This is a genomic window from Candidatus Endolissoclinum faulkneri L5 (assembly GCF_000510265.1).
Classification (GTDB): domain Bacteria; phylum Pseudomonadota; class Alphaproteobacteria; order Thalassobaculales; family Thalassobaculaceae; genus Thalassobaculum; species Thalassobaculum faulkneri_A.
Genome location: NZ_CP006745.1, coordinates 446,362 through 470,070, shown reverse-complemented (window position 1 = coordinate 470,070; position 23,709 = coordinate 446,362). Strand labels below are relative to the sequence as shown.

General features: G+C 32.6%; 12 protein-coding genes. 4 read left to right on the top strand and 8 right to left on the bottom strand.

Going from position 1 to position 23,709, the window contains the following annotated elements; all coding sequences use genetic code 11:
* Window positions 1-302 precede the first annotated feature (302 nt).
* The 6 genes from P856_RS01430 to P856_RS01405 form a co-directional block, all read right to left on the bottom strand.
* Complete coding sequence (locus P856_RS01430) at window positions 303-809, bottom strand: OmpA family protein (protein WP_025300397.1); 507 nt, start codon at window positions 807-809, stop codon at window positions 303-305.
* A 2,453-nt stretch (window positions 810-3,262) separates the two neighbouring features.
* A complete protein-coding gene (locus P856_RS01425; protein WP_052323020.1) occupies window positions 3,263-3,688 on the bottom strand; it encodes a YbgC/FadM family acyl-CoA thioesterase in 426 nt (141 codons plus the stop codon).
* A 2,239-nt stretch (window positions 3,689-5,927) separates the two neighbouring features.
* Entirely contained in the window at window positions 5,928-6,659 is a 732-nt protein-coding gene (locus tag P856_RS01420; RefSeq protein WP_025300395.1) for a YebC/PmpR family DNA-binding transcriptional regulator, read from the bottom strand.
* A gap of 267 nt (window positions 6,660-6,926) precedes the next feature.
* A complete protein-coding gene (locus P856_RS01415; protein ID WP_025300394.1) occupies window positions 6,927-7,745 on the bottom strand; it encodes a TIGR00282 family metallophosphoesterase in 819 nt (272 codons plus the stop codon).
* A 4-nt stretch (window positions 7,746-7,749) separates the two neighbouring features.
* On the bottom strand, window positions 7,750-8,352 hold the full coding sequence (locus tag P856_RS01410; protein ID WP_025300393.1) for a 5-formyltetrahydrofolate cyclo-ligase: 603 nt from the start codon (window positions 8,350-8,352) through the stop codon (window positions 7,750-7,752).
* Between the two features lie 1,803 nt (window positions 8,353-10,155).
* Window positions 10,156-11,457, bottom strand: coding sequence for an HlyC/CorC family transporter (locus tag P856_RS01405; RefSeq protein ID WP_044214841.1), 1,302 nt, complete (start codon window positions 11,455-11,457; stop codon window positions 10,156-10,158).
* 1,009 nt (window positions 11,458-12,466) lie between these two features.
* Between P856_RS01405 and P856_RS01400 the strand changes: the two genes are divergently transcribed.
* The gene (locus P856_RS01400; RefSeq protein ID WP_144079718.1) at window positions 12,467-12,649 is read left to right on the top strand and encodes a hypothetical protein; all 183 of its coding nucleotides are present in this window, start codon (window positions 12,467-12,469) and stop codon (window positions 12,647-12,649) included.
* 1,040 nt (window positions 12,650-13,689) lie between these two features.
* On the opposite strand, the gene P856_RS01395 is transcribed toward P856_RS01400, so the two are convergent.
* A complete protein-coding gene (locus P856_RS01395; protein WP_227028683.1) occupies window positions 13,690-14,379 on the bottom strand; it encodes a COQ9 family protein in 690 nt (229 codons plus the stop codon).
* A 1,275-nt stretch (window positions 14,380-15,654) separates the two neighbouring features.
* Here P856_RS01395 and rpsU point away from each other — a divergent pair.
* Together rpsU and acnA are read left to right on the top strand one after the other, a co-directional pair.
* Window positions 15,655-15,852, top strand: a complete 198-nt coding sequence (gene rpsU / locus P856_RS01390; RefSeq protein ID WP_025300390.1) for a 30S ribosomal protein S21 — start codon at window positions 15,655-15,657, stop codon at window positions 15,850-15,852.
* 1,744 nt (window positions 15,853-17,596) lie between these two features.
* Entirely contained in the window at window positions 17,597-20,287 is a 2,691-nt protein-coding gene (gene acnA / locus P856_RS01385; protein WP_275450438.1) for an aconitate hydratase AcnA, read from the top strand.
* Between the two features lie 1,394 nt (window positions 20,288-21,681).
* Here acnA and P856_RS01380 read toward each other — a convergent pair.
* Window positions 21,682-22,860 (bottom strand): porin, encoded by a 1,179-nt coding sequence (locus tag P856_RS01380; protein ID WP_227028682.1) that lies wholly within the window; start codon window positions 22,858-22,860, stop codon window positions 21,682-21,684.
* Between the two features lie 231 nt (window positions 22,861-23,091).
* Between P856_RS01380 and P856_RS01375 the strand changes: the two genes are divergently transcribed.
* Complete coding sequence (locus P856_RS01375; protein ID WP_025300387.1) at window positions 23,092-23,652, top strand: DUF3576 domain-containing protein; 561 nt, start codon at window positions 23,092-23,094, stop codon at window positions 23,650-23,652.
* Window positions 23,653-23,709 lie beyond the last annotated feature (57 nt).

Genomic DNA, 23,709 nt, shown 5'->3' with positions numbered 1-23,709 from the left:
CATCTTAGATGAGAAGATACATCTTAGGATGAAAAAACTTTAGACATAACAGAAACATTATTTAAACAATATCTAAACCTTAGGAATTAAGGTTTAGATATTGTTTAAATAATCACTAATCATAGCTTTTGCGCATACCATCCAGCACACAAATAAATGTTATTACCAGTTAGCAAATCAGTCTATAACATAAAAACCACCGCAAGAATGCCTATTGGAGAGATAAAAGGATGAAATAATCTAAAATAAAATTTCATCCTTTTATCATAACGTCAAGTAGAACTTAAGCAGAAGCAAAATTATCAATTAATTACAGTAACGCTACGACGATTTCCAGCCGCCTGATCTTTCTTAGTTGTCCCCTTGTTAATTGGACGTTCCTCACCATAAGAGGTAGTTGTTATGTGACTAGGATCACTGCCCAAAGAAATAAGATAATCCTTAACTGCATTAGCGCGACGCTCTCCTAGGGCCATATTATATTCGCGAGTACCAACTGTGTCGCAATGCCCCTCTAGCGTAACCATCGTGGCTGGATATTTGCGTAACCAGGAAGCTTGATTTTTAAGGATTCGGCGGGCCTTCTCGTCAAGAGAAAAACTATCAAATGCAAAAAAAACGCGATCGGTAACATTAGCAGCAAAATCTTCCGAACTGCCGGGGACTATAGTAGTGGGATTTGAAGGGGATGTAGAAACAGCATCCGTCTTTACTCCAGTCGATTCGACATTCGAGGTCTCAGTGGGTGCGGTTTCGCAAGCAGCAAGCAGCGATACTGCAGCAAATATGCTGAGAAATTTTATGCGCATGATCAATATTAGCTCCTTTGAAGAATTCTGCGGTAGCTTGCTTCAAAGTTTGAGACTTAATTTGCTATCTTCAAAGCCAAAGCTTACCCAAAAAAAAACCGCAAATCGTTTAACCAAATTTCACAGAATTAACCTTAATCTAACCATTAAAATTATCTTTAGCAGCTCCTTTAAAGACCGACCAAAAAAAATACTTAAGGTTTTTAGCGAAATTCTAAAAAACGTATACCAAAATATATATTTATAAATATATTTATAAATATATATAAACATATTTAAAATATATAACTACATAATATATTATAAACTACATAATATTATGTAACGTATATATTATGTAACATATATATAACTACATAATTATGGCTAAACCAATCACTATACAACCTGTAATACATTGAGCCAATTGGAGCAAATACTTTTCGCACTATATAAAATACGCAAAAGCGAAATCTTAGACCGCATAACTCATAGCTTCCACAAGAATTATTAAGTCACCATTATTTAATAAGTCACTATTCACGAAGCTTGTCAATAGACATAACGTAATAATAGAAAAAATCCAAAACTAATTTATCTTAACAGAAACAAAACCAGATCAGCTCCGATTAATTAAAACAAAAATAGCTCACATAGCCTATGCTGAAATACGATATTTAAAAGCCTACTTAAACATTAAGAGTAAAAAAGTTGACATCAAGATTAAGCAGATCGTGCTTCTACAGCACAATGCTTAAAAGCTAAATAACAATTGCTGTTCTTAATATAGCGCTTCTTTCGTAAAGAAGTTTCTTATTGTGAAATAATCATCCAAACAATACAAGGTCAGCTTTCTCCTTAAAGCAAGGAGCTCATGTAATATAGTTATATAACACTATAAATATAACACTTAATATAACCTAAATTAAATAAAAAACACTATAACTATATAAAAATCCACTATCTGTATAAAAATCTATATAACACTATTAAAATGACACTATAAAAAATTTTACTTAATAATTGATGACATAACAATACATCTATCCAGCTAAAACTTCCTAAAAGTTTAAGCAATTAAATTCTGCTAACTTTTAAGTGTTTAAGCTAGATCAAAAAAATAATAAAACCTAAGGATATTAAACTAATCTTCATATTAAGAATTACATACTAAGTAACTTTCAATATAATATTTTAAAGCTTATATCGTGATAACTAGTAAGATTACTTTATCGCATAAATTTACTTAATAGATACTAATCCCCAAACTACGAAAATTAGTACTATATCATTCATCAAGCAGTATCCGTCAAAATGACAGATACTAAAATTGTTATTTTAATGACGATGAGAATAAAGTTTTAAAATGATTAAACTTATTAAGTACTGTTGCTGATAATCTGATCGCAGGAGACTTATGAAGAAAGGAGGCGGTAATGATTAATTCATTAGCGCTTACAGCTACTTAAGTAAAACAGCTAATTAGTCAAAAAGCTTTATTATTTAATCTTAAAGGTTCAACAAGTAGCAGAAGATCTTCATGAAGTCATCCATTAACTCCGATTAGGAAGAAAAAATATTTTCAATAAGAAGATTATAGCACTGTTATACCTACAATTAAAACAAGTTTAAAAGCAAAATATATTACAATAATCTCAACTATTCTTTTTAAAGTTATGATCAAAAAAGTATAGGTTTATTGCAGTAAACACATAATAATACAGTGATTTGTAAAATATCTATAAAACTTACAAGCAAGTGCGCTATTGTTCTTAAATACGCTATTTCATAGCTAAGCTTGGTCGTTAAACCACTAATATACCTATTCTTCGGTACAAAATCTTTTTTTCGTTTCATCTATTAATTATGATTCTCAGCTCTTATAGTTCAACGTATCTATAAATAAATCAAGATTTGAATATATAGTTTAGCGTACTATTTTTATTTTTAAGCAATCAAAGAAAAAATAACACTTTTAGAGGATTTCTCTATTTGAATATTATCTTGTTAGCTATAATCAAATAAAAATAGCTTAAAGGCTAAGCCAGTTGCAATAAGCAATTTTTACTGAACTTTTAAATAATAAAAGCTAATAACTTAGAACAAAGCATTAGAATCTTATTCTTGCATGATAAGTAACTAAAGATGATTTTAAATTAATAAAATGCAGCGTCTGATTTGTTAATGCTATAAATAGCCGATCAAAACATAACAATCAAAATAATCATTTGGTTGTTATGTTTTATTATATTGCTAAAAATATTAATTTAAATCAATCTGACTAATAGAATAGACGTAGAATAGAATTTTTCAGCTAGCAGCTTATACCTAATACAACTAAACAAGAAAATTAAATTTTATATTTAAAGCATAATACTCACAAGTCAGAATACTAACTTCAACATCTTACAAATAATAGTTTGTTTGCAATCAATTTAGCAATTATTTTTAATTTTCTTAAACTAAACATCTCTTCATAATTCCTTAGACTGATTAGCTCTAATAACCATATCGCATATTTTTTGAGGCAACCGCACTGGTCTTCCTCGTTCGTTTACTCCAGCAATAACTAGATCTATCACCACAAGCGGTTTGCTTTCTCCACGTCTAATCACTTCTTGCACTACTTTCAAAACAGCACCGCGTGCAAATGTAAAACGAGTAAGTACTTCAAGTGCATCATCTAAAAGCGCTGGAGCACGATAATCAACTGTACAACGGCGAACCATAAAGGCAAAGTTCTCTACTTTCCGCATTACGCGTTGTTCGATCCCCTTAGTGCGCAAAAACTCCGTACGTGCACGTTCTGCATAATGCAAATAAGTTGCATGATACACTACTCCACTTGCATCAGTGTCTTCGTAATATACACGGACAGAAAATCGGAATGATTCAGACATCGTCTCTGCGCCCCCCTTTACGCAGATCATAGTTGGATATCTATAATTTTTTTTAATTATAAATATTAACACTACCAGCGCCAATATAAATTTTGGACTAATTAAGCTGATTGCTGTAGAATAGCCAATAATCCCCTAATAAATAATTGATAATCTTTTATCCTAATAATCTTTTATCCTATTATTTTTGCGTAAACATTATGATCTCTGTGGCCAACTAAAAAGCACTAAACAGTTCATGCTAATGTATTAAAGATAACAGAATCGATGTTGACATGTATCACAATTTATCTGCTATCAAGCCATTCGCCATAATCTCAAATTATATTTATTGAAGATTGTATATTTATCGCATTCCTATTAAACAATCTAAACGATTTTTAGACTGACATTGATTAAAGTTCACTTGTGCCGCTGTTAGTTAACTGAAAATCAAAAAATTTACATAAAACTTTTATATTTTAGCTAATAGCATAATATATGTTAGTAGGGAAATTAGTGCTGGAATATTTCACAGCAAAGTGTTGCTTAAAATAAACGATTATTTTTGTAAGTAATACATGATAAAAAATATTGAATTAATCTAGATTAATGCAGCATAGATTTTTGTTAAAAATTAAATAGAATTTTTCTAAAAATATATAATTTTATGCATTTCTTTCGTCTTTAGTAATATTTACCAAGATTACTTTTCTATAAAATAGCATTCCAATAATAAAATTTGGTCGGTATTTCCATAGTTACTCAGACTATGAAAGCACCAAGCAAAAATTGGACGGCTTAATTGTTTTTATAAGTTGCGTAATTAATATTCATGTCAAATATTAGCTAAATAATTTATTTTTATCATACGATCTTAAATTTTCTTTACCGTGGAAAGTATCTAAAAATTATAAATTGCAGCAATCGCTTTTGCGATCATTTTCATATAGCAGTGCTAGCACACCAAACTATAGTTAACTTAATTGTCAAGTTATAATAAAACAAAATTATCTTTTATAATAAACTGATCGTATACGCTTAAAATATAAAATATTCTTAAAGAAATTGCTGCTCAATGTAATTAAAAATTTTTAAACATTCAAAACTATCTGTAATGATAATTAAATATTTATTTCTCATTAATAGCAATACTGTAATATAAAAGCAACATTACATTCTCTGTTTTACTATTGATAGCTAAGCATTTAATTAAAAATAATTATTCAAAGTTGATCAAATGCACTGCATATAAAGAACATAAAGCAAAACATACTTATTAGCCTATGCAAACAATAACAACTTTCCGCTGCGCTAAGAAAACAATTAAAACTAACAATTTTATCAAAATACCTTTTATTACAATAATCTTAGAGCTTGCTATAAACAAGCACATTAAATCTTAATTATTTGCAACATGGTAGAATGCAGACAGTTCACGCTCTTGTCGCTAAATAATCTTTCTTATTTTAAGAGTAAGTCTAAATATGAAATTGAAAACGCCAAACATTATCAATAAAATTACCGTCGCAAAACATAAGTAAAAATACTTCTATACTAATGTATTTTTAGATATACAAATATTAAATTATATAACTTATGTAGTGGATCGATCAGCAGAATAAAAATTCAATGAATTAGTTGTGTAATCTGCAATTTCTAGTTTAGAGATTGCTTAATCTTGATTAGCGATAAGCCTAATGAAGTTATTTTAATAATTTTTAGTTAAACATTATTTTTTTTTAAAGCTTAATAAGAAATAAAGCAAAATTAATTACTACTAATTAAGAGATATTTCTTACTATAGCACTAGCTAAATAAATAATACAGCAGTAGATAAGATTACATTAATATCTTCAAAAACTTATCGCGAAACTGCATTTTGTTTTGATCATATTTCTTATAAAGAAATATTACTGTAATACGAGTAATAATAAAATTAAGAGATTACTATAATCGGGTAAAAATCTTCAAACATATAAAGATCGATTATAGGGGTTAGGAACATCGAAAGTTCTCTCTCCTTATGGATAATAAAAATATTTACCTTTCAGTAAGAATTAACTTTTCGAGTTTAAAATAAAAAATTATCATTAAGTACTAGCAAATAGCGCTAAAAGCTTAGTTTTGGATATAACGCCAGAATAAAACAACTATAAATAAACTTAACTCCTAAAAAGGGTCACTAAATAAAAGGTAAAAATTATTTGATTAATTCTTAGTATCTAAGATCGCATTCGATATTCCGAAACAATAAAAATTATACAATTAAAGTAGTGTCAAAGTTTGCGGCAAGTTGCTGTACATGATTGTTGCTTTTCAAAAGCTTCCACAATTTAATTAGAGCAACAACATGTTCATCATCCACAGCCAATTTGTTTAATGGTTTCCATGCTAGCCCTGCTGACTGAGGTTTGCCGAATGTAGATTGTAAAAGTTCAAGCACTATATTAAATTCTTCAACATGACAAGCGATCTCGTGCGAAACTTGCGAGCTCTCGGTATTTTCCGCACCAGCGTTAATCGCTGCTTCTAGCACATCGTTAGCGCTACCGATATCCGCAGGATACACAATCCGACCAACTCGATTAAACATAAAAGAAACCGAATTAGTTTCACCTAATTTACCGCCAAATTTGCTAAAAGCAGCACGCATTTCTGAAGCAGTACGATTACGATTATCAGTCAATGCATCAATAATCAGAGCTACGCCACCTGGTCCATAGCCCTCATAGCAAACATTCTGCCAGCTTACATTGTCACCACCACAAAAACCATTTCTAATAGCGCGCTCAATATTCTCCTTAGGCATATTTTCTCTGCGAGCTGACATAATAGCGCTACGAAGAGCTGGATTTGAACATGGATCATCGCTACCAGCTTTAATTGCGGCCTGAATATCGCATGCAAGACGAGCAAAAATCTTGCCACGCTTTTTATCTTGCGCTCCTTTGCGATACATAATGTTCTTAAATTGAGAATGACCAGCCATTTTCAGATTTTCCATTTACCTCCATGTCTGCAACAACAACCGATACTTAATAAAAAATAAGCAGACAACAAGCAAGATTCTATACTTAATATTACTCTATTAATATTTCATACAACAAATCTGCAGCTTTTCCTAGTTAGGAAAGCATAGAGCACGCTGTTTATACCATACAATATTTTTTTAATTAATCTGTTTTAATATATTATTATTATCGTTTTATAATTACTAAGGTTGTTTTTAAATTTAGAAGTAAAATACAGTAAAAGATTAAGATCTAAGTGGCATTATCTCTGTAAGCAAACCTCCGACACGCAACGGTTCAGCACTAATAGCCAAGCCACTACGATCATCTGTGACAACCAAAATACCACAAATAGTAGCTTCGCCTTCGGCAGCTTCTAATCGCGGAGTAGGAAGTTTTGTAATGAAACGTTTGATTGGATATTCTTTTTTCATCCCTATCACGCTATCATAATCACCGCACATACCTACGTCACTCTGGTAGGCTGTTCCGTTAGCTAAAACCATTAAGTCAGCTGTTGGTACGTGTGTGTGAGTGCCGACTACCAAAGAAACTCGGCCGTCGAAAGCATGTCCGAAAGCCATTTTTTCACTTGTCGCCTCACCATGCACATCAATCAAAATAAAATCTAATTCTCCTCCCAAAGAGATCCCATCAATCGCCTTCTCCACAGCAATAAATGGATCATCAAGAGGCTCCATAAAAAGCCTGCACATAACATTAATCACCAGAACTCTATGCCCATCGCAACTTTCTCTAACAACTGCTCCTTTGCCGGGTGTGCCCCGAGGAAAGTTGATTGGACGCACTAATCGATCATCATCTACAATAAAATTGATAATCTCACGCTGATCCCATACGTGATTGCCTGTGGTAATAACGTCTACTCCAGAATCATAAAGCTCATTGCAAATTTTGCTAGTAATTCCGAATCCATGCGCAGAATTTTCACCATTAGCTACAACGAAATCAATTTTGAGAAATTTTATTAAATTAGGCAAATGATGAATTACTGCTTCTCGCCCAACCCGCCCAACAATGTCACCTAAAAACAATACACGCAAGATCTTACTCCGAAATTTCAATAAAACCGTTTTCGGTTAAGAAGCCGTTAAGCATAACATCATGAGCGCCTACAGGAACACAGTCAACCTCTTGAACTGCATAGGCTACGCCAATAGCCTGGATAGTAAGCCACTCACGCAAGCTGACTAGTGTTTTATCATAATAGCCTCCACCATAACCAAGACGATTGCCCGATCGATCAAAGGCCACTAGAGGTACCAGCAGCAAAGTAGGGTAAACTACCTCCGCCTCATGGCTCGGCTCCAAAGTACCATATAAGCCTTTAACCAATTGATCGCCTGGTGCCCAAGCACGGAAGATCAATACATGTTCATCTGGAAGTATAACAGGCAAAGCAGTTCGACAACCGTAAGAGCATAGCGCATTCAAACACGGCAGCAAATTGATCTCGTAGCGCATTGGCCAATACCCAGATACTACCATGCCTGAACAGGGTGAGAGTGCTTCAAAAAGATTGATAACTAGCTTATGACCTGCACCCATCGCCTCAGCCGACAGCCTCTCAAGGAGACGAAAAATTTGCTTACGCATATTAATTTTGTCAATAATTAAATTATTAACAATTGGATAAGCTGTAATCACCATAACTACCTAAAAATTATCGTTTTGAATATAAATAGCTAAATTAGTGATTCTTAGCAAAGAATAGAGCATATGCAAGGATTTTTCGTTCAAGAAATTTTCTTTATTTTATGCAATTGCGTTAGTAAAAAGTTAATATTTTTTATTTAATCTCACATCCGGAATAGTTCATGTGCCTAATCTTTGGTATAAAAAACAATCATTGAACCTTATACTTCGCATCATTTCGTGTGAGCACAATAAATACATTAGATGATTACCCAGTATTCAGTTTTAAAATATTTTAGTACATACCGCAGGTTTGTACTTAGCAATCATTCGCTAAACTGCATTAGGGAATGATTGTGCAGAAAACAGCTTATAATTTGTCGCATATTATTTTATAACACTAGAATTACCAAGAATAGCAAATTTAGCAGTAAAACAAAGAACTTTACTAGCCTTGTTAAACAGAATTCAACCTCCAATGAGGTTAAGCGAAAAATCTTGAGCTAAATTTACCGTATCGACAAGCTAAAATATCAAATAATATAACAATTTAATATTTGTAGATTAGTAAATTATCTAGATGATATAGTAAATTATCTAGATGATAACCATGAATGTCTCTGAATATTCAACATTTATATCCTAAATTAAATGACTATGGTCCAAGATTAGCTAAATACAATTTAGCATTTTTAAAGCAAAAGTATTTCTCTAAAAGAGAACATTAAACACGGAAAGATGTGCTTGAATTAATATTGAATTTTAATGCTGACTTATTGTAACTAACAGCATCGACGAACGTAAGATAATAATTCTATTATCGTTTTAATTAGCACTTAAGTACTTTTAAATTATTCATATTAAGCCTAACTACAAACAATTCTATAATATGGAGCAACCAAGTGGCCAAAAATAAAAAACATCTCCTTAATATTTTGAGCATATGGAAAATTTACAATTTAAAAAAAACTTAACGGTATATCTAAAATAGAAGCAAAAATCGCAAACAAAGACCATTTATCGATCTAACAAATTGATGACACTCACCATTAATATTCAAGCTGCTAACGGCTGAATTTTATAAAAATTATAATATCAGCCCATATAAGGTTATTCAATATATCTTAATACCTAACAATAGCGTATATAGACAACCAATAAGAAAATCCGTAATTTGTAAGTTCTCATCGTCCACTGCTAGGGAAGCAAAATAGTTACAAAAGATAATCTATTACTCTAAAATCATCATTATCGGCAATAAAATCCAAATAATTACCTAAACATTTGTCTAAATTACACTAATAAATAGTTTTTGATTAATCCCAATACTAAGATTTTTAGATGTTGAATATTAAAAATCTATACAAGCGATCCAATTCAATAACTTTTCCTATATAGCTACTCGTAGCTATATTTAGGTGCATACAAAACAGTATATGCATACGAGTAATCTAACTTAAAAACCCTTTTGAGTGCATAATTGATAAAAGAATAAATTCAAAACCTGTTAAACATTAAACCAATTATACGCGCTCCAAACGAAACCAAAAATAAATTATTTGGTGATGGTCAAATGATTGCAGACATTTGTTCAGTAATTTATTATAGCTTAATAGCTCTCTTCAATAACAATTGACAAAATAAGCAGCAATTAGCGAAAAATTCAATTATTATAATTTATACAATATTACATTTTGTAGATGATGCTTATAATGCCATAATTAGTTATACTTAATTCAAAGGTCTTGTACATTTAGATATTAACTGCTTTGTAAAAAATTGAAGGAGATACCTAAAGCATTAAAAAATTAATCTAACCTAGGGATGAATAGGCGTCATACGCAAAAGTGTAATTTGATTACGATGCCGTCGTAAAACCAAAAAGCAGAAACCATGAAAGGAAAATTTCTGACCAACTTCTGGAATTTTCCGAGATTCATATAAAACGATCCCAGCAACAGTGGAGGCTTCTCCGTAAGGCAGGTTCCAGTTAAACTCACGATTCAAATCACGAATCGTCATCGACCCTTGGACAATATATGAACCATCAGCTTGTGGACAAACGCCAAGAACATCCCTATCTTTTTCATCCAGAATATCGCCAACAATCTCCTCCAGAATATCCTCTAGAGTAACTACACCCATAAAGCTACCGTGCTTATCGACAACTACAGCAAAATGTTCACCTCTTGTGCGAAATGCTTGAAGCTGATCAAGCAAGGTAGTATTATTTAGTATAACCCAAGGATTAGCAGCAATTGTCATAACGTCAAAATTTTCTGGTATCATTTCTTTTGTGTTACAGCTTGCTAGTCGTAGTAAATCATTGACGTGTAGTACACCTACAATACTATCCTGATCCGCACGATACAGCGGCAAGCGAGTAAAAGAACTTTTCAGCACTTCAGCAAAAAGTTTATCGACAGGAGCTTCTGCATTAATCATACATACTGCACTACGATGAGTCATAATTTCTTCAACCTCAACATCAGCTAGATCTAAAATGCTGCGTAACATAGCTCGCTCGTGATTAAAATCTTCTCCTCCATCATCATGCATCTCGATTAATCCGCGTAGTTCCTCCTCACGATCGTCATGAGCTAATCTACTAGAAAATGGTGAAATACCAAATAATTTTAGCATACCTTCTACAATTATTCTAGTTACCCAGGTAAAGGGGGTAAGAACGAAAACTAATGAGCTTACTAAAGGTCCGACAAAAAGTGCCATCTTATCTGGATTATTAATAGCATATGTCTTGGGTAGCATCTCAGAAAAAATAACTGCAAAAACTGTCATAGCAATACTAGCGATGAGAACACCACTTTCTCCGACAAGAGCTACCATAGTACTAGTTGCTAGTGCAGATGCCAAAATATTGGCGATGTTGTTTCCAATTAGTATAGCCCCAATTAGACTATCACTCTTATCCTTGAGATCAATTACTGTTGCAGCCCGGCTGCTACCTTTGCGAGCAAGTTGACTGAGCCTTGCCTTGCTCGCAGTCGTAAGAGCGGTCTCTGATCCAGAAAAAAAACCAGACAGCAATATTAGGAAAGCTATTGTACAGATAGTGATCGGAATTTCTATGTCTGTATCGATGATTGAATATAAATTCATGGATAAGGCTTGGAGCGAATTAGACCAGTAGTCAAGAGAGTGGATTACAACAAAGTTTTAATATATTGACTACTTGACCAATTTTTACTAAAATACCCTTTTGGTTTAAAACTGCTAGGGTATTCTTTTGGATCCTCCATTAAAACAATCACTTAAAAGTGATCATAGTGTTAGTTTAGGAGCAATTTAATTTCATACATATAAGATCAAGCTTAGTTTACAAGCTATGATAAGGATATACTCAATTTAACCGCTTAACAACCATCATATTTTTATATGCTAGCAAAATTTATGCCAAGTTCTAAGTAAAAATCAGATCATATTTCAGTCTCAGATAGTCAATTAATCGCTTTCTTTCAGAAAAGTTTTAATAAGCCTCAGTGGATAATCTAAAACTTATTTTGCGAAACCGCATTATTTAATTAAATCATTCAAGAGTAATAATGCATTCTGTGAATAATTATCTTTGAAATAGAATCTTAATTAAATAAGAATATAAATGCTTGTATAATAACAATAAATGCTTGTATAATAACAAATAATAAGTTAGCGAACGATTTATGTTGTTAACAGACGCAACACCTTAAGCTGAATGTAAAGCAACGGCTAGATCTATATCAAAATACATTATCAATAACTCACAATACATTATCAATAACAATCTCCTTTAACTGTCTACTTGAAGACTAACATTTATATGAAAATTCTAAATACAATATAAGTTAATAAGAACAATATAATTTTCAGGTAAGCAACTTACCGATTGTAGTATATATATAGAATATATCCCTGTTTTGTTAGTGATCGTCACCTTTATTGAGTAAAAATTTGTTAGCAGGATTTTTTATTAAAAATAATGCAATTTATTAATGATTTCTTTTCTCTTTTTAAGAAAGGCAATATCTGAGAAATCCTTGCCCATGACATAAAACTCTCAACATAGCTACTTCAGTATTTACCTAAATGCATAGAAATAAACTACTTAATAAAAGGTATGTATTTTAGTATTATGCTTGGGAGCTGTATTGTTAATAAAAATAATTGGTATTTAGAAATGCGTTTTGCTATATTCCTACTCTTCTTGCTGGTGCTAACAATCGTTAGCGGCGCTGTAGTTTTATTAAAATGGGAGATACCTGCGCCAACAGCTCCAGTTAGAAAGATTATACCGGAAAATCAATTCCCTCATTAAATTTTTATTTACAGTCTGAAAGAACCTTTATACTACAATCCAGCTTGCAAGATTTTTGTACTCAACAAATCTGTCCATAAGCGTTTGAATAAGCGAAGTTATAGTATAAAAACTTTATCACAAGAATTTATTATGTCTAGCGAACGAAGAACGATCAACTAAATTGAGGTCTTATAGTCAATAGGCGAGACGAATTTTTACTAAAGTCCATCAAATGGATATATAGATTGTACACTGTTCAAAGCACGCAAAATAAAACGAGGCTACATCAAAAAAACCAGATCATTCTTCTAATATAAGTTACTTATAACTAGTTTTTTATCTATAGAATATTGATTTCTAGAACATAACTTACTTCGTAAGTTTCTTTATGAAATTTACTATCCTTATGATGCTCATCCTATAATCATTCATCTTAATTGGAAATGGTTATACAAAATCTTAATTGGAAATGGTTATACAAAATCTTAATTGGAAATGGTTATACAAAGAAAAATTTAGACGAGCAGCATAGCACTTAACTAATAAACACATTTAATTCTCAGACTCTTTGCAAAAAATAACTTTTTTAAAAAACTATAGATGAACGGTGCGCAAATAACCATCATCTAGTCATTTAACACGGAATATATTGCTAACTAGTTTACGAGATAACGATTCAAAATCAATAACATTTTAAATGCGTACACTTCGATTAATTACTTCGAAATTATATACAAAAACCATTTTTTGATTACCTAAAATAAAAAACGCTAAGCCATCAGATAGTCAATTTTTGAAAAAAAAGCATAAAAGAAAAATGAATAGTCTAAATTATTCTTTTTCCACATATGATAATAATAAGCCGTAATCTTTAATATTTGTAATGCACTCAAAGCCAAGCGGCTAATGCATTTATTAACTTGATTAATTTAAAAGAAATTATACTAAATAATATCTTCACAATTACTTTCAACACGCGTAAGACAACAAAGTTAATCAATAAGCTATATTAGTATAAACAGCATAATGACTTTGTAAACTTCATTCTTTATGATTTGTCAAGAAATTTTATTGTACCAGGCATGCCAGGCACGTGAAAATCTTCCTCGGTTAGGCAAAGAACTTCCAAATACTTTTAACTTACTTATCACTTTTGAAAGTCCCATCACATCATCAATACTACGATTAAGAAACGCCCACGTATCTGTGTGGTTATCAGAATTATCGTCCAGCCAGTAAATTAGGGTTGAGCTAAGTACAACTGCTACTAAAATACGCCTAGTATAATAAGTGTAGTCATTGGACGTATCACCAGAAATTAACCAAATCCTATCCGCTGTATTAAAAAAACTACTTGTTAATATGTTCATATTGCTAGGTATGCACATAAACGATAAAGCACGACGCATAACCTCTTTATAAGGTAATGTTTTCTCCAGCCTAAGTCGTACGCTAAGTGCAACTTTTTCGCGAATTCTTAATTCGACTAAGTCATAGGCCAGCACATCGGATTCCATGCTCGCATCGATTAGTGATAGCCAACACATTACAGCTTCGCGCACACCCAAAGGAAAAGCAATATCCACATCAGCAGCAGCATAACCAACGGAGCATGCACCTTTAATCAAACTTTTACGTGTCCATCCATCGTACGGAATATATGGCAAAGCTGCTTCTAGTATGTTTATACGCAACAAATCCAATATACTAGAAGAACAATATGAACATTTTTTTGAACTCATAGTCATAATTGATATATTTAGTAATTTCTGAAGTGTATATTAGTAATTTCTGAGGTGTATAAAATGAAATAGTATATACACGCAACAACAATAAATAATTCTTATCTAAGAAAGCACATATCTATGCTTAGGCAAAAGTATTATCTATCGAAACCAAAAAGTACAGCATTTACGATAAAGTTGGCCATCGTGTTAAGAAATATGAATACATAAATTTGATAAGATGGTTGTATATCTACTTTATATATTATTGAAACTCAGCTAATTTTCATCAAATTAAAACCACTCCTAGAATTATATTATCAAATAACCTTAAAATAGATTAAGCGCAATAAAAACGCAAATGCTAAACATGAAAGTTAAACTGAGCATATTTTACCTAATAGATCTCTAGGATGTTTAGAATATTTTATTAGCAAAGTACTACAGAAACGTATATTAAGCTAATTTTTTTAATGCGAAAAAATTACTGCTCGTTAAACATTTCGACAATATACAGATATTATTCATATCTACTCGCCTTACAATCTCTACACTGTAATAGTAGGAACAAATTTTCTACGCTAAAAATCGAATTAGAACTATTGTTTTGAGCTAATATTCAACTGAATCATAATAATTCTTTTGCTCTGTAACATTACATATATAAATATTTATCTTAGACGATACTTTTACTTAAGAACTTTTATTAAAAATTATAATATGCATTACAATTATAGCTTAACTAATGAATGGATATTCCTTCAATTTTAATCATAATCAAATTGATCAAAATACTTCATTCGTCTAAAACCAGGTCGTTTATTTGCTATTAATCTAAATTCAATAAATGAAACTAAAAATTTTAAAGGACCTAATTTCAAATTGATTAAAGAGGTAAAAATATCTGAACTTCATAAGTTAGTTAAAGTTCGCATAACTTCTATAAAACTAGCATTAATTGCTCAGATTTTGCAATCTAGGGGAGAATAAAATTTATTTCTATTAATTTTTGAATCAGATAAAAGTACGAATCATAGAGCAAATCGGTTTTATATTTAGAATGATTGATTAAGTTATATGTCTCGTCTATAAATACATTAATCGCATCATTCTTACAAATTTATATACTTTGCTATTATTAATGAAAATATATATAAAAATACTTTCTTAAATGAATGAATTTATGATATAATCATCCTCGAGCACTTGTGTGCTTGTAATTGTCGTTTAATTCATCAGCTGTAAGTATCATTTTCAGTGTTTATGTTTCATACACCAAAGGAAAGGTTTGCAAAACCTGTGCAAGTATCTGTTCGTGATAATAATGTCGATCAAGCTTTGCGTGCATTGAAGAAGAAAATGCAGCGCGAGGGTATATTCCGAGATCTAAAACTGCGCCGCAGTTATGAAAAGCCTTCTGAGAAAAAGGCACGTGAGCGGGCAGAGGCGGTACGTCGCTACCGTAAGCGTAAACGCATGGAACGTGAAAGCTATTAATTAGCTAATGTTTGATAATTAATATTATTTTCTTGCAAGTAATTTTAGTGCCAGTTTAGGATAATTAATTTTTATTGGATTTACTGCCATGTAAAAATAAGCCTAATATACAAAGATAGATACTCGTCATAAAACATACCTAAGTTGCTTTGTTATATTAACCCGTACTACAGATAGATTTACGATCCTATCTCAAAATATTCATTGAGTATGTACGATATACTATTTTATCTGGATTTTTATTCATTAACTTCGATCATCACACTTCAAAAAAAATTAAACTTGAAAAAATGCGAACATTCAGCTTATAGATATTTTTAATAATCGACCTTATTAGTAGTTTACCATGGCTATCACTTGATAGGCTAGCGAAACAACTAAAAAACTTTCGCATTAATCTAATGCCGGATATCATTTTATCTTTTCCGTATGTTAATAATCAGCAACATTAAATCATTATAAAAATTGGCATGTCTCCGAGAGGAGTTAAAAATTTTTTAATCTCATCTCAAGCATTCACAGATTACTTAATAAGTCAGTAAGTATAGCATAACAATAAAGTAATGGCCTGTAAGTACATTAAAGAATAGGCATGGGCAGTAAATTTGTTGATTAATCAATAAAAAGTAATATCTACTCTAATTTGCCTCAGTATATCCATTATAATCGATGTGCGCAATAGTAAGCAAGTTTTAAGTACAACAAATTTACCTATTATTTTAGTATAAATCTATTAATCATTCAGCAAACTAAGATTAGCAGACATCTAGCTTGTTGGTATCAAGTATTTATCTTTAGTAAGATAAACTGCTGACAAGTAGAATAGCTTTAACTACTTCGGATTATTATATAAGCAAAATAGACTATAACTGAAGATTAGATAATTTAATTTACCTATTATCTATCATAATGTTAGTTTAGTAAAAGTCATGAGAAACAAAAATAAGCTAACTTAACAATAAAGAAAAACCATAGTTACTTACTTAAAGACAAATTGCATCTTCAGTTTGAAAATTATTTATTACTTCAAAACTTTTTAACACCTTAGCGCCGGGTAAGTCTTTCAGAACTATATACCAAAATTTACCATCTTACCATGAAATCATTTAAGTAATACTAACAAGCGATTATTCATGCTCATTGGTTTAACATAATGTTAAGTGCGTATGTTAATTGTGATTATATCTTAATCTAAGGTTAGGATCTCTGATCGGGAGATCAGCCAAGCGGATAAATAAGTCACTTAATTTTGGTAAAGCTATGTCCTCCCAAAGTACTCTTCTCTAGATCAAATAATGAAAATCAAACACATATACTTATGCTCAAAATCAATTAAAATAACCTAATGTCAAGAAACACTTAAAATATTAATTAAAATTAAGAAATACGGTAAATCAAAATTGATAACTACCTATAATTCTCCACAAAGAAGCTCATGGCATTATGAACAAACCTCACGTGTTAAAATACTAAAAGTAAATGCCACAAAACAAGTAGGATCATATCTGAAAAAATTTATATTCATCCTAATATACCGAATAATATTTTAGTGGTGAGGAAAGAAATTAAACTTTTGGCCGTAAATTACATTATCAATATAACAATCTTTGGTAAAATTAAAAATAACCTGTATAATATCAGCTGGCTAGAGTCAAGATAAGCGACAAAGTACATGGCCTTCAGAGAAATGATTAATAGTCGGAATCAAAGGTTAAATTAAAAATACGTACAGAAAAAATACCAAATGCAGGATACTACAATGATAGCAAGTCTGAATAGCTTTAAAACTAAGTCAGTTCTTAATGTATCAGAAAAAAGCTATATTTACTATGATGTTACCAAACTTGACGTAAAATACTTACCCTATTCGTTAAAGATTTTATTAGAGAATTTGCTGCGACACGAAGACGGCATCAACGTTAGTTATGAAGATATCTTAACTCTAATAGAGCCGTTTAAAACCAGAAAATACTCGTCTCGTGAAATTGCTTACCGCCCGGCACGTATACTCATGCAAGATTTTACGGGAGTGCCGGCTCTGGTAGACCTTGCCGCAATGCGCGATGCCATGAATGAAATCGGTGATGATCCAAGCAAAATAAATCCACTCTTACCAGTAGATTTAATTATTGATCATTCATTAATAGTAGATGAATTTGGTCATTCAGACGCATTTAATAATAATATCCAACTAGAATTAACTCGCAATAAGGAGCGCTACAAGTTTTTAAAATGGAGTCAGAAGGCTTTTTCTAATTTTCGTATAGTGCCTCCAGGGACTGGTATATGTCATCAAATAAATTTAGAATATCTAGCACAAACAGTATGGACTAAAGAAGAAGGAGATAAGACCATTGCCTATCCTGATACTCTTATAGGTACTGATAGCCATACTACTATGGTTAACGGCTTAGGGGTGCTTGGTTGGGGTGTAGGAGGAATCGAGGCTGAGTCTTCCATGCTAGGTCAGCCGATAACGATGCTAGTTCCTGAGGTAGTTGGTTTTAAACTAACAGGTGCAATACAGGAAGGTACAACCGCTACTGATCTTGTTCTAAAGATTACCCAAATGCTCCGTGCCAAGGGAGTCGTCGGCAAGTTTGTCGAGTTTTACGGATCTGGTCTAAACGAATTACCACTAGCCGACCGAGCAACTATAGCCAACATGGCTCCAGAATACGGTGCTTTTTGTGGATTTTTTCCAGTTGATGCTGAAACTATACGTTACCTCCGCTTTACAGGAAGAGACGAAAGCCGTATAGAGCTAGTTGAGGCTTATGCTAAGGCTCAGGGCATGTGGCGCGAAAACAATACAGATTACCCCAAGTTTAATGATATCATAGAGCTTAACATATCGACAGTACTACCCTCTATAGCTGGCCCTAAGCGTCCGCAAGACCGAATATTACTAACCGAAGCAGTGGAAAATTTTAAGACAACACTTAGATCTACTCTCGGTAATAAAGCGAATACTAGACGCTCGATCAAAGTCAAGAATAAAAATTATCAACTTAATGATGGCGATGTCGTCATTGCTGCAATCACGAGCTGCACTAATACTTCGAACCCTAGCGTCCTTATCGCTGCCGGTCTAGTTGCTCAAAAAGCAATCGAGAATAACTTGATGGTGAAGCCGTGGGTAAAGACTTCTTTAGCCCCAGGCTCTCAAGTCGTTAGCGATTATTTAAAAGCTGCAGGTCTGCAAGATGCGCTCGATAAGCTAGGTTTTAATCTAGTTGGGTACGGCTGTACTACTTGCATAGGGAACTCTGGGCCACTTAATGAAACGATTAGAACAGCAGTAGAAACTGGCGATCTAACAGTCTGCGCAGTGCTATCAGGTAACCGTAACTTCGAAGGACGTATAAATCATTACGTGAAAGCTAGCTACTTAGCCTCACCGCCATTAGTGGTTTCATATGCTCTCACTGGGTCGCTATTGGTTGATTTAAAACACGACCCTATTGGGGAAGACAAAAATGGCAACCCCGTTTATCTACGCGATATTTGGCCATCGAATCGTGAAATCGTTTCAATAATTCAATCCCAAATTTCTCCAGAAATGTACCGCTTACGCTATAAGAATGTATTTCAGGGCGACAAAGATTGGCAAAACATTCCTGTATCTAGCAGCTTAACATATGAGTGGAATGCTGATTCGACATACGTAAAAAAACCACCTTATTTTATTGATTTTCAAAAGAAGCCTAAAGTAATCAAAAACATTAGTGGAGCATGTGCCCTAGCAATACTTGGTGATTCAGTTACGACCGATCATATATCGCCAGCCGGTTTGATTAATGAGGACGGACCAAGCGGTAAATTTCTTTTAGCGCATCAAATATCCCCAATCAATTTCAACTCCTACGGTTCGCGTCGAGGTAATCACGAAATTATGGTACGCGGTACATTTGCCAATATCCGTCTGCAAAATGAAATAACTACAGATTTATCGGGCGGAATTACGAAAATAATAACTACTGGAGAACAAACATCAATTTTTGATGCCTCCGTAGAATACGGGAAGCTTAATATTCCCTTGGTAATTATAGCAGGCAAAGAGTATGGCTCTGGCTCGTCTCGTGACTGGGCTGCTAAAGGCACCTATATGTTAGGAATAAAAGCAGTTATCGCTGAGAGCTTTGAACGCATTCACCGTTCTAATCTTATTGGCATGGGTGTATTGCCACTACAATTTCCAGAAGGCATTAATCGTAAATCGCTTAGCTTGACTGGTAATGAAACATTTAACATTGACGTTATATCATCCATCATTTCTCCAAGAATGCGAGCATCGCTTACTGTTATCTACACAAACGGAGAGAATAGAACAGTCGACTTACTCTGCTGTATTGATACTGCAAATGAGCTCAAATACTATCGGCACGGAGGTATACTATACTACGTTCTCCGTCAGTTAACAGCGAACGCATAAGTTATTTATCTCTCACTGAATGTCAAATAACCAAATAAAAATTTGCTTTATTCCAGATGAAGCTTTGTGTAATATCAGGCTGATATCACATATCACCAAATGCATCAGGAAGGAAACATCTTTGCAGTTTAGTTGATGATTGTGGCTAAAGTTAGATTTTTATAGTTTTATAAGCTCATGCCAAAGGTTTTATCTACTATCAATACTTTATACTAATTCGAAAGCAAATTATCAGATAATCACAATGATTCAATCTGAATCTTATAAAAATCAATAATGGACCAAGACCTGGTTATTTAGTTAATATAATTCGAGTAAGTAGAAGTGTACTCGCTCTGCTTGTATTTATTTTTAGTTATATACTTAGTTTTACGTCTTAATTAACATTTTTTAATATAAATTATTTACAATTTATACCTAATATTAGAAATAATGTATTTACAGTCAACATGCTTTTAGACGAATTAATAAGCTTCGATATAAAATTAGACGATTCCAGGCAATTAATAAATTATTAAGTACAGATGTAATAACAAACGTTACAAAGCAAAATATTTTCATTAATTTCTGTAATTATACATATAATTAATAATATTCTTGCTAACTCAAGTAATTGATAGCTATTTTATATATAGCTTCAAAAGTTATACACAAAAAGACATCTAACTACTTAGTTAGCTTTAGTAAAAGAAATTTATTACAAACAATACTACTTACGTACACTGCCTGATATTATTTTTATATAGTCAAAAATATTTCTAATAACTATGTACCCAATTTGCAAATGATAAGCATATAAAACTAATTTTGTATCTATATATTATCAAATAATTCTTAAGATTAAAGAATCTTCAGAGCACTAATTTATATGATAGTCAAACTTTTTAGTTTATAATTCGATAGAATCATATTAATTAATTGCAATGTACTATGATATTCAATTTATAGTAGATTTATTTATAAAAATAAATAAGCAAATGATTTATGTGTAATATACAAATTTATTATTATAAAATAATACCCTGACATCTTAATTATTATAATTCACACTTAATAGTAAAAATTGAAAATGCTAAATTACAAACTGCACTGTTATAGTGTTTTATATAAACAAAAGCGTTACGATTTTAGGTACAAAAGAAAAATAATAGATTATTTATTGCTGTAATCGACTAAGTTATGTCAGTAAACAAGATAATTTTTAGTAGAATTTAATTATAATATCAAAAAATTAACATATTGCTTTGCAATATAACGCAAGCGCTTACGTATTTTAACATAACACTATATTTCAGTAGATTTACAAAGCAGCAATTTTTGTCAATAAATACCTTGTAGAAGAATTAGGTAGTTACTCAAGAGTAAGCTACCTAATTCAGTATTGTGTAATCAATCTAGAACGATACGCGAATGCCAGTTACCAAGTAAGTAGCATCGATCTCCTCATTGTGATATTCTTCGAAATTTGCATGACCTAGTGTGGCTTTCGCGTCAATTCCTGGAGCAAGGGCGTACTTACCAGATAGATGTATTGTGTTTTGAGAGACGCTTTTATCAAGCACGCCGTTAAAATAAGTTAAACTCACACCTAAAGGACCGGTCTCATAGGAAACTCCCAGGTTGTAGGCGGAACCATCAGCAAACGAATTATTAGCCTCTGCCCAAGAGGCGCCAATACCTATACCGCGCATGCCAAGAGTAATGCCTGCGTTATAACTTTTCGGTTTGTCATGCTTAAATCCTGATTCTAAAAAAGTACCATATCCCATTGAGACGCCCATTGACATACCAGAAAAATCACCGGTGTAATTAGCGCCGAATGCGACCATGTCACTGCTATCAAGATCACGATTCACTGCAGAATTGCTGTCATGTAAATTATCGGGGGAATAAGAGGCGCCAAGTTGGATGCCTGCAAAACGTGGAGTATAATACGTCAATTTTTCTGAATCGTGTGCAAGATTAGGATCAATGTATGTCGAATTTAAAACGCTACGCGAATACTGCGGTTGATCAATTTCGCTACCAGAAAAACCAGACCACTCAGCTTGATCACCAGAATTGATACCTATACCAAAATCACTTGGAGCGAAATGCATGTTATGCATCGCTGAATTTACGGATCCTAAGTTGATCTCACCAAAGGATCCTTTCATAAACAAGTAAGACTCATCTATCTGATCGTTCTTATCTGTATTAGCTTCAAGCTGAACGTTTACACCTAAGTTAATCCCGTTATCAAGAGTTGTAGAACCCTCGAAGTGAATTTCAGAATCGGATTTAACGTCAAAACCGTCAACATCACGGCTGAAATCATTATCTTCAACTGTAGTGTAACCAAGCCATTGCTCCATGTAACCGCTAACTCCAATATGCAGTTTTTCAGCTGCGATAGCGGAAGGTGCAGCGATTAGACCAGCAGCAACAAAAGCTGTTGAACCTAGTACACTCTTCTTCATTCCCCATATCTCCCTAAGTTTGAAGTTATTGTTGTATAATGCTTGATCTATGCCGGAAAAAGCGCAAAAGAATAATCGCCATTCACTACCGATAGCCGACTGCAAAGTGAGCATTGACAATCGTTAGCTTAGTAGTGGTGATTTAAACTACAAAACAAGCCTAACTTGGCAAAGTTATCACAAATATCAAGTGATAAGCACTAGTTCAAATGTCAGTCTTAATGCAAATTTCTACAATACTTGCCTCGCAAATCCATAAGATTAAAAATAACATCGTGTTTCATGATTAATGCTTCTACAGCATGTTACTAGTAAAAATGACCATAAAAATTGGATAAAAATGTAATGATCGATTTTCGCTTAAACCCCCAAGATCTCTTGAGGTCAATACTAGTCTGTTTTTTCATATTATCATCATGTACCTCCAACATACCAGTAACATATCAGTACCCTACTACAGGTCCAGACGGAATACCAAGTTATAAAAAACAAGATAAAATAACAACAATAGACTGGATCGATCTTTTATCGTTTGGCAAGAATAATCATTCTAATAAATCTGAGAATGGTATAACTGTTAATGCTTTTTTGTGGCGAGCAACACTAGACACTCTGTCTTTTTTGCCATTAGATTCGGCTGATCCGTTTGGAGGAGTGATTATCTCAGATTGGTATAATTCGTTGGATAGCCCTAAAGAGCGTTTTAAAATAACTGTTTACATCCTTGATCGCAAACTTCGTTCTGACGCCATTCGTGCTAATGTTTTTCGACAAATACGTGCTCCCGAAGGGAATTGGGGTGACACCATAATCGATAATACTCTTGCTAGGGATTTGGAGAATACAATTCTCACGCGCGCGCGTCAAATGCGTATTCGACAATTATCATTACCAGATGATAACTAATTTTACAATCTTTTGCATGCTATAAATCTTACGCTATTGACCATATTGAAGAAAGAA

Bases quoted from the DNA above. Each gene is read 5' to 3' on its own strand.
- P856_RS01430 (WP_025300397.1), bottom strand. From the start codon at position 809: ATGCGCATAAAATTTCTCAGCATATTTGCTGCAGTATCGCTGCTTGCT.
- P856_RS01425 (WP_052323020.1), bottom strand. From the start codon at position 3,688: ATGTCTGAATCATTCCGATTTTCTGTCCGTGTATATTACGAAGACACT.
- P856_RS01420 (WP_025300395.1), bottom strand. From the start codon at position 6,659: ATGGCTGGTCATTCTCAATTTAAGAACATTATGTATCGCAAAGGAGCG.
- P856_RS01410 (WP_025300393.1), bottom strand. From the start codon at position 8,352: ATGGTGATTACAGCTTATCCAATTGTTAATAATTTAATTATTGACAAA.
- P856_RS01405 (WP_044214841.1), bottom strand. From the start codon at position 11,457: ATGAATTTATATTCAATCATCGATACAGACATAGAAATTCCGATCACT.
- P856_RS01400 (WP_144079718.1), top strand. From the start codon at position 12,467: ATGCTTGGGAGCTGTATTGTTAATAAAAATAATTGGTATTTAGAAATG.
- P856_RS01395 (WP_227028683.1), bottom strand. From the start codon at position 14,379: ATGACTATGAGTTCAAAAAAATGTTCATATTGTTCTTCTAGTATATTG.
- acnA (WP_275450438.1), top strand. From the start codon at position 17,597: ATGCAGGATACTACAATGATAGCAAGTCTGAATAGCTTTAAAACTAAG.
- P856_RS01380 (WP_227028682.1), bottom strand. From the start codon at position 22,860: ATGCTCACTTTGCAGTCGGCTATCGGTAGTGAATGGCGATTATTCTTT.
- P856_RS01375 (WP_025300387.1), top strand. From the start codon at position 23,092: ATGATCGATTTTCGCTTAAACCCCCAAGATCTCTTGAGGTCAATACTA.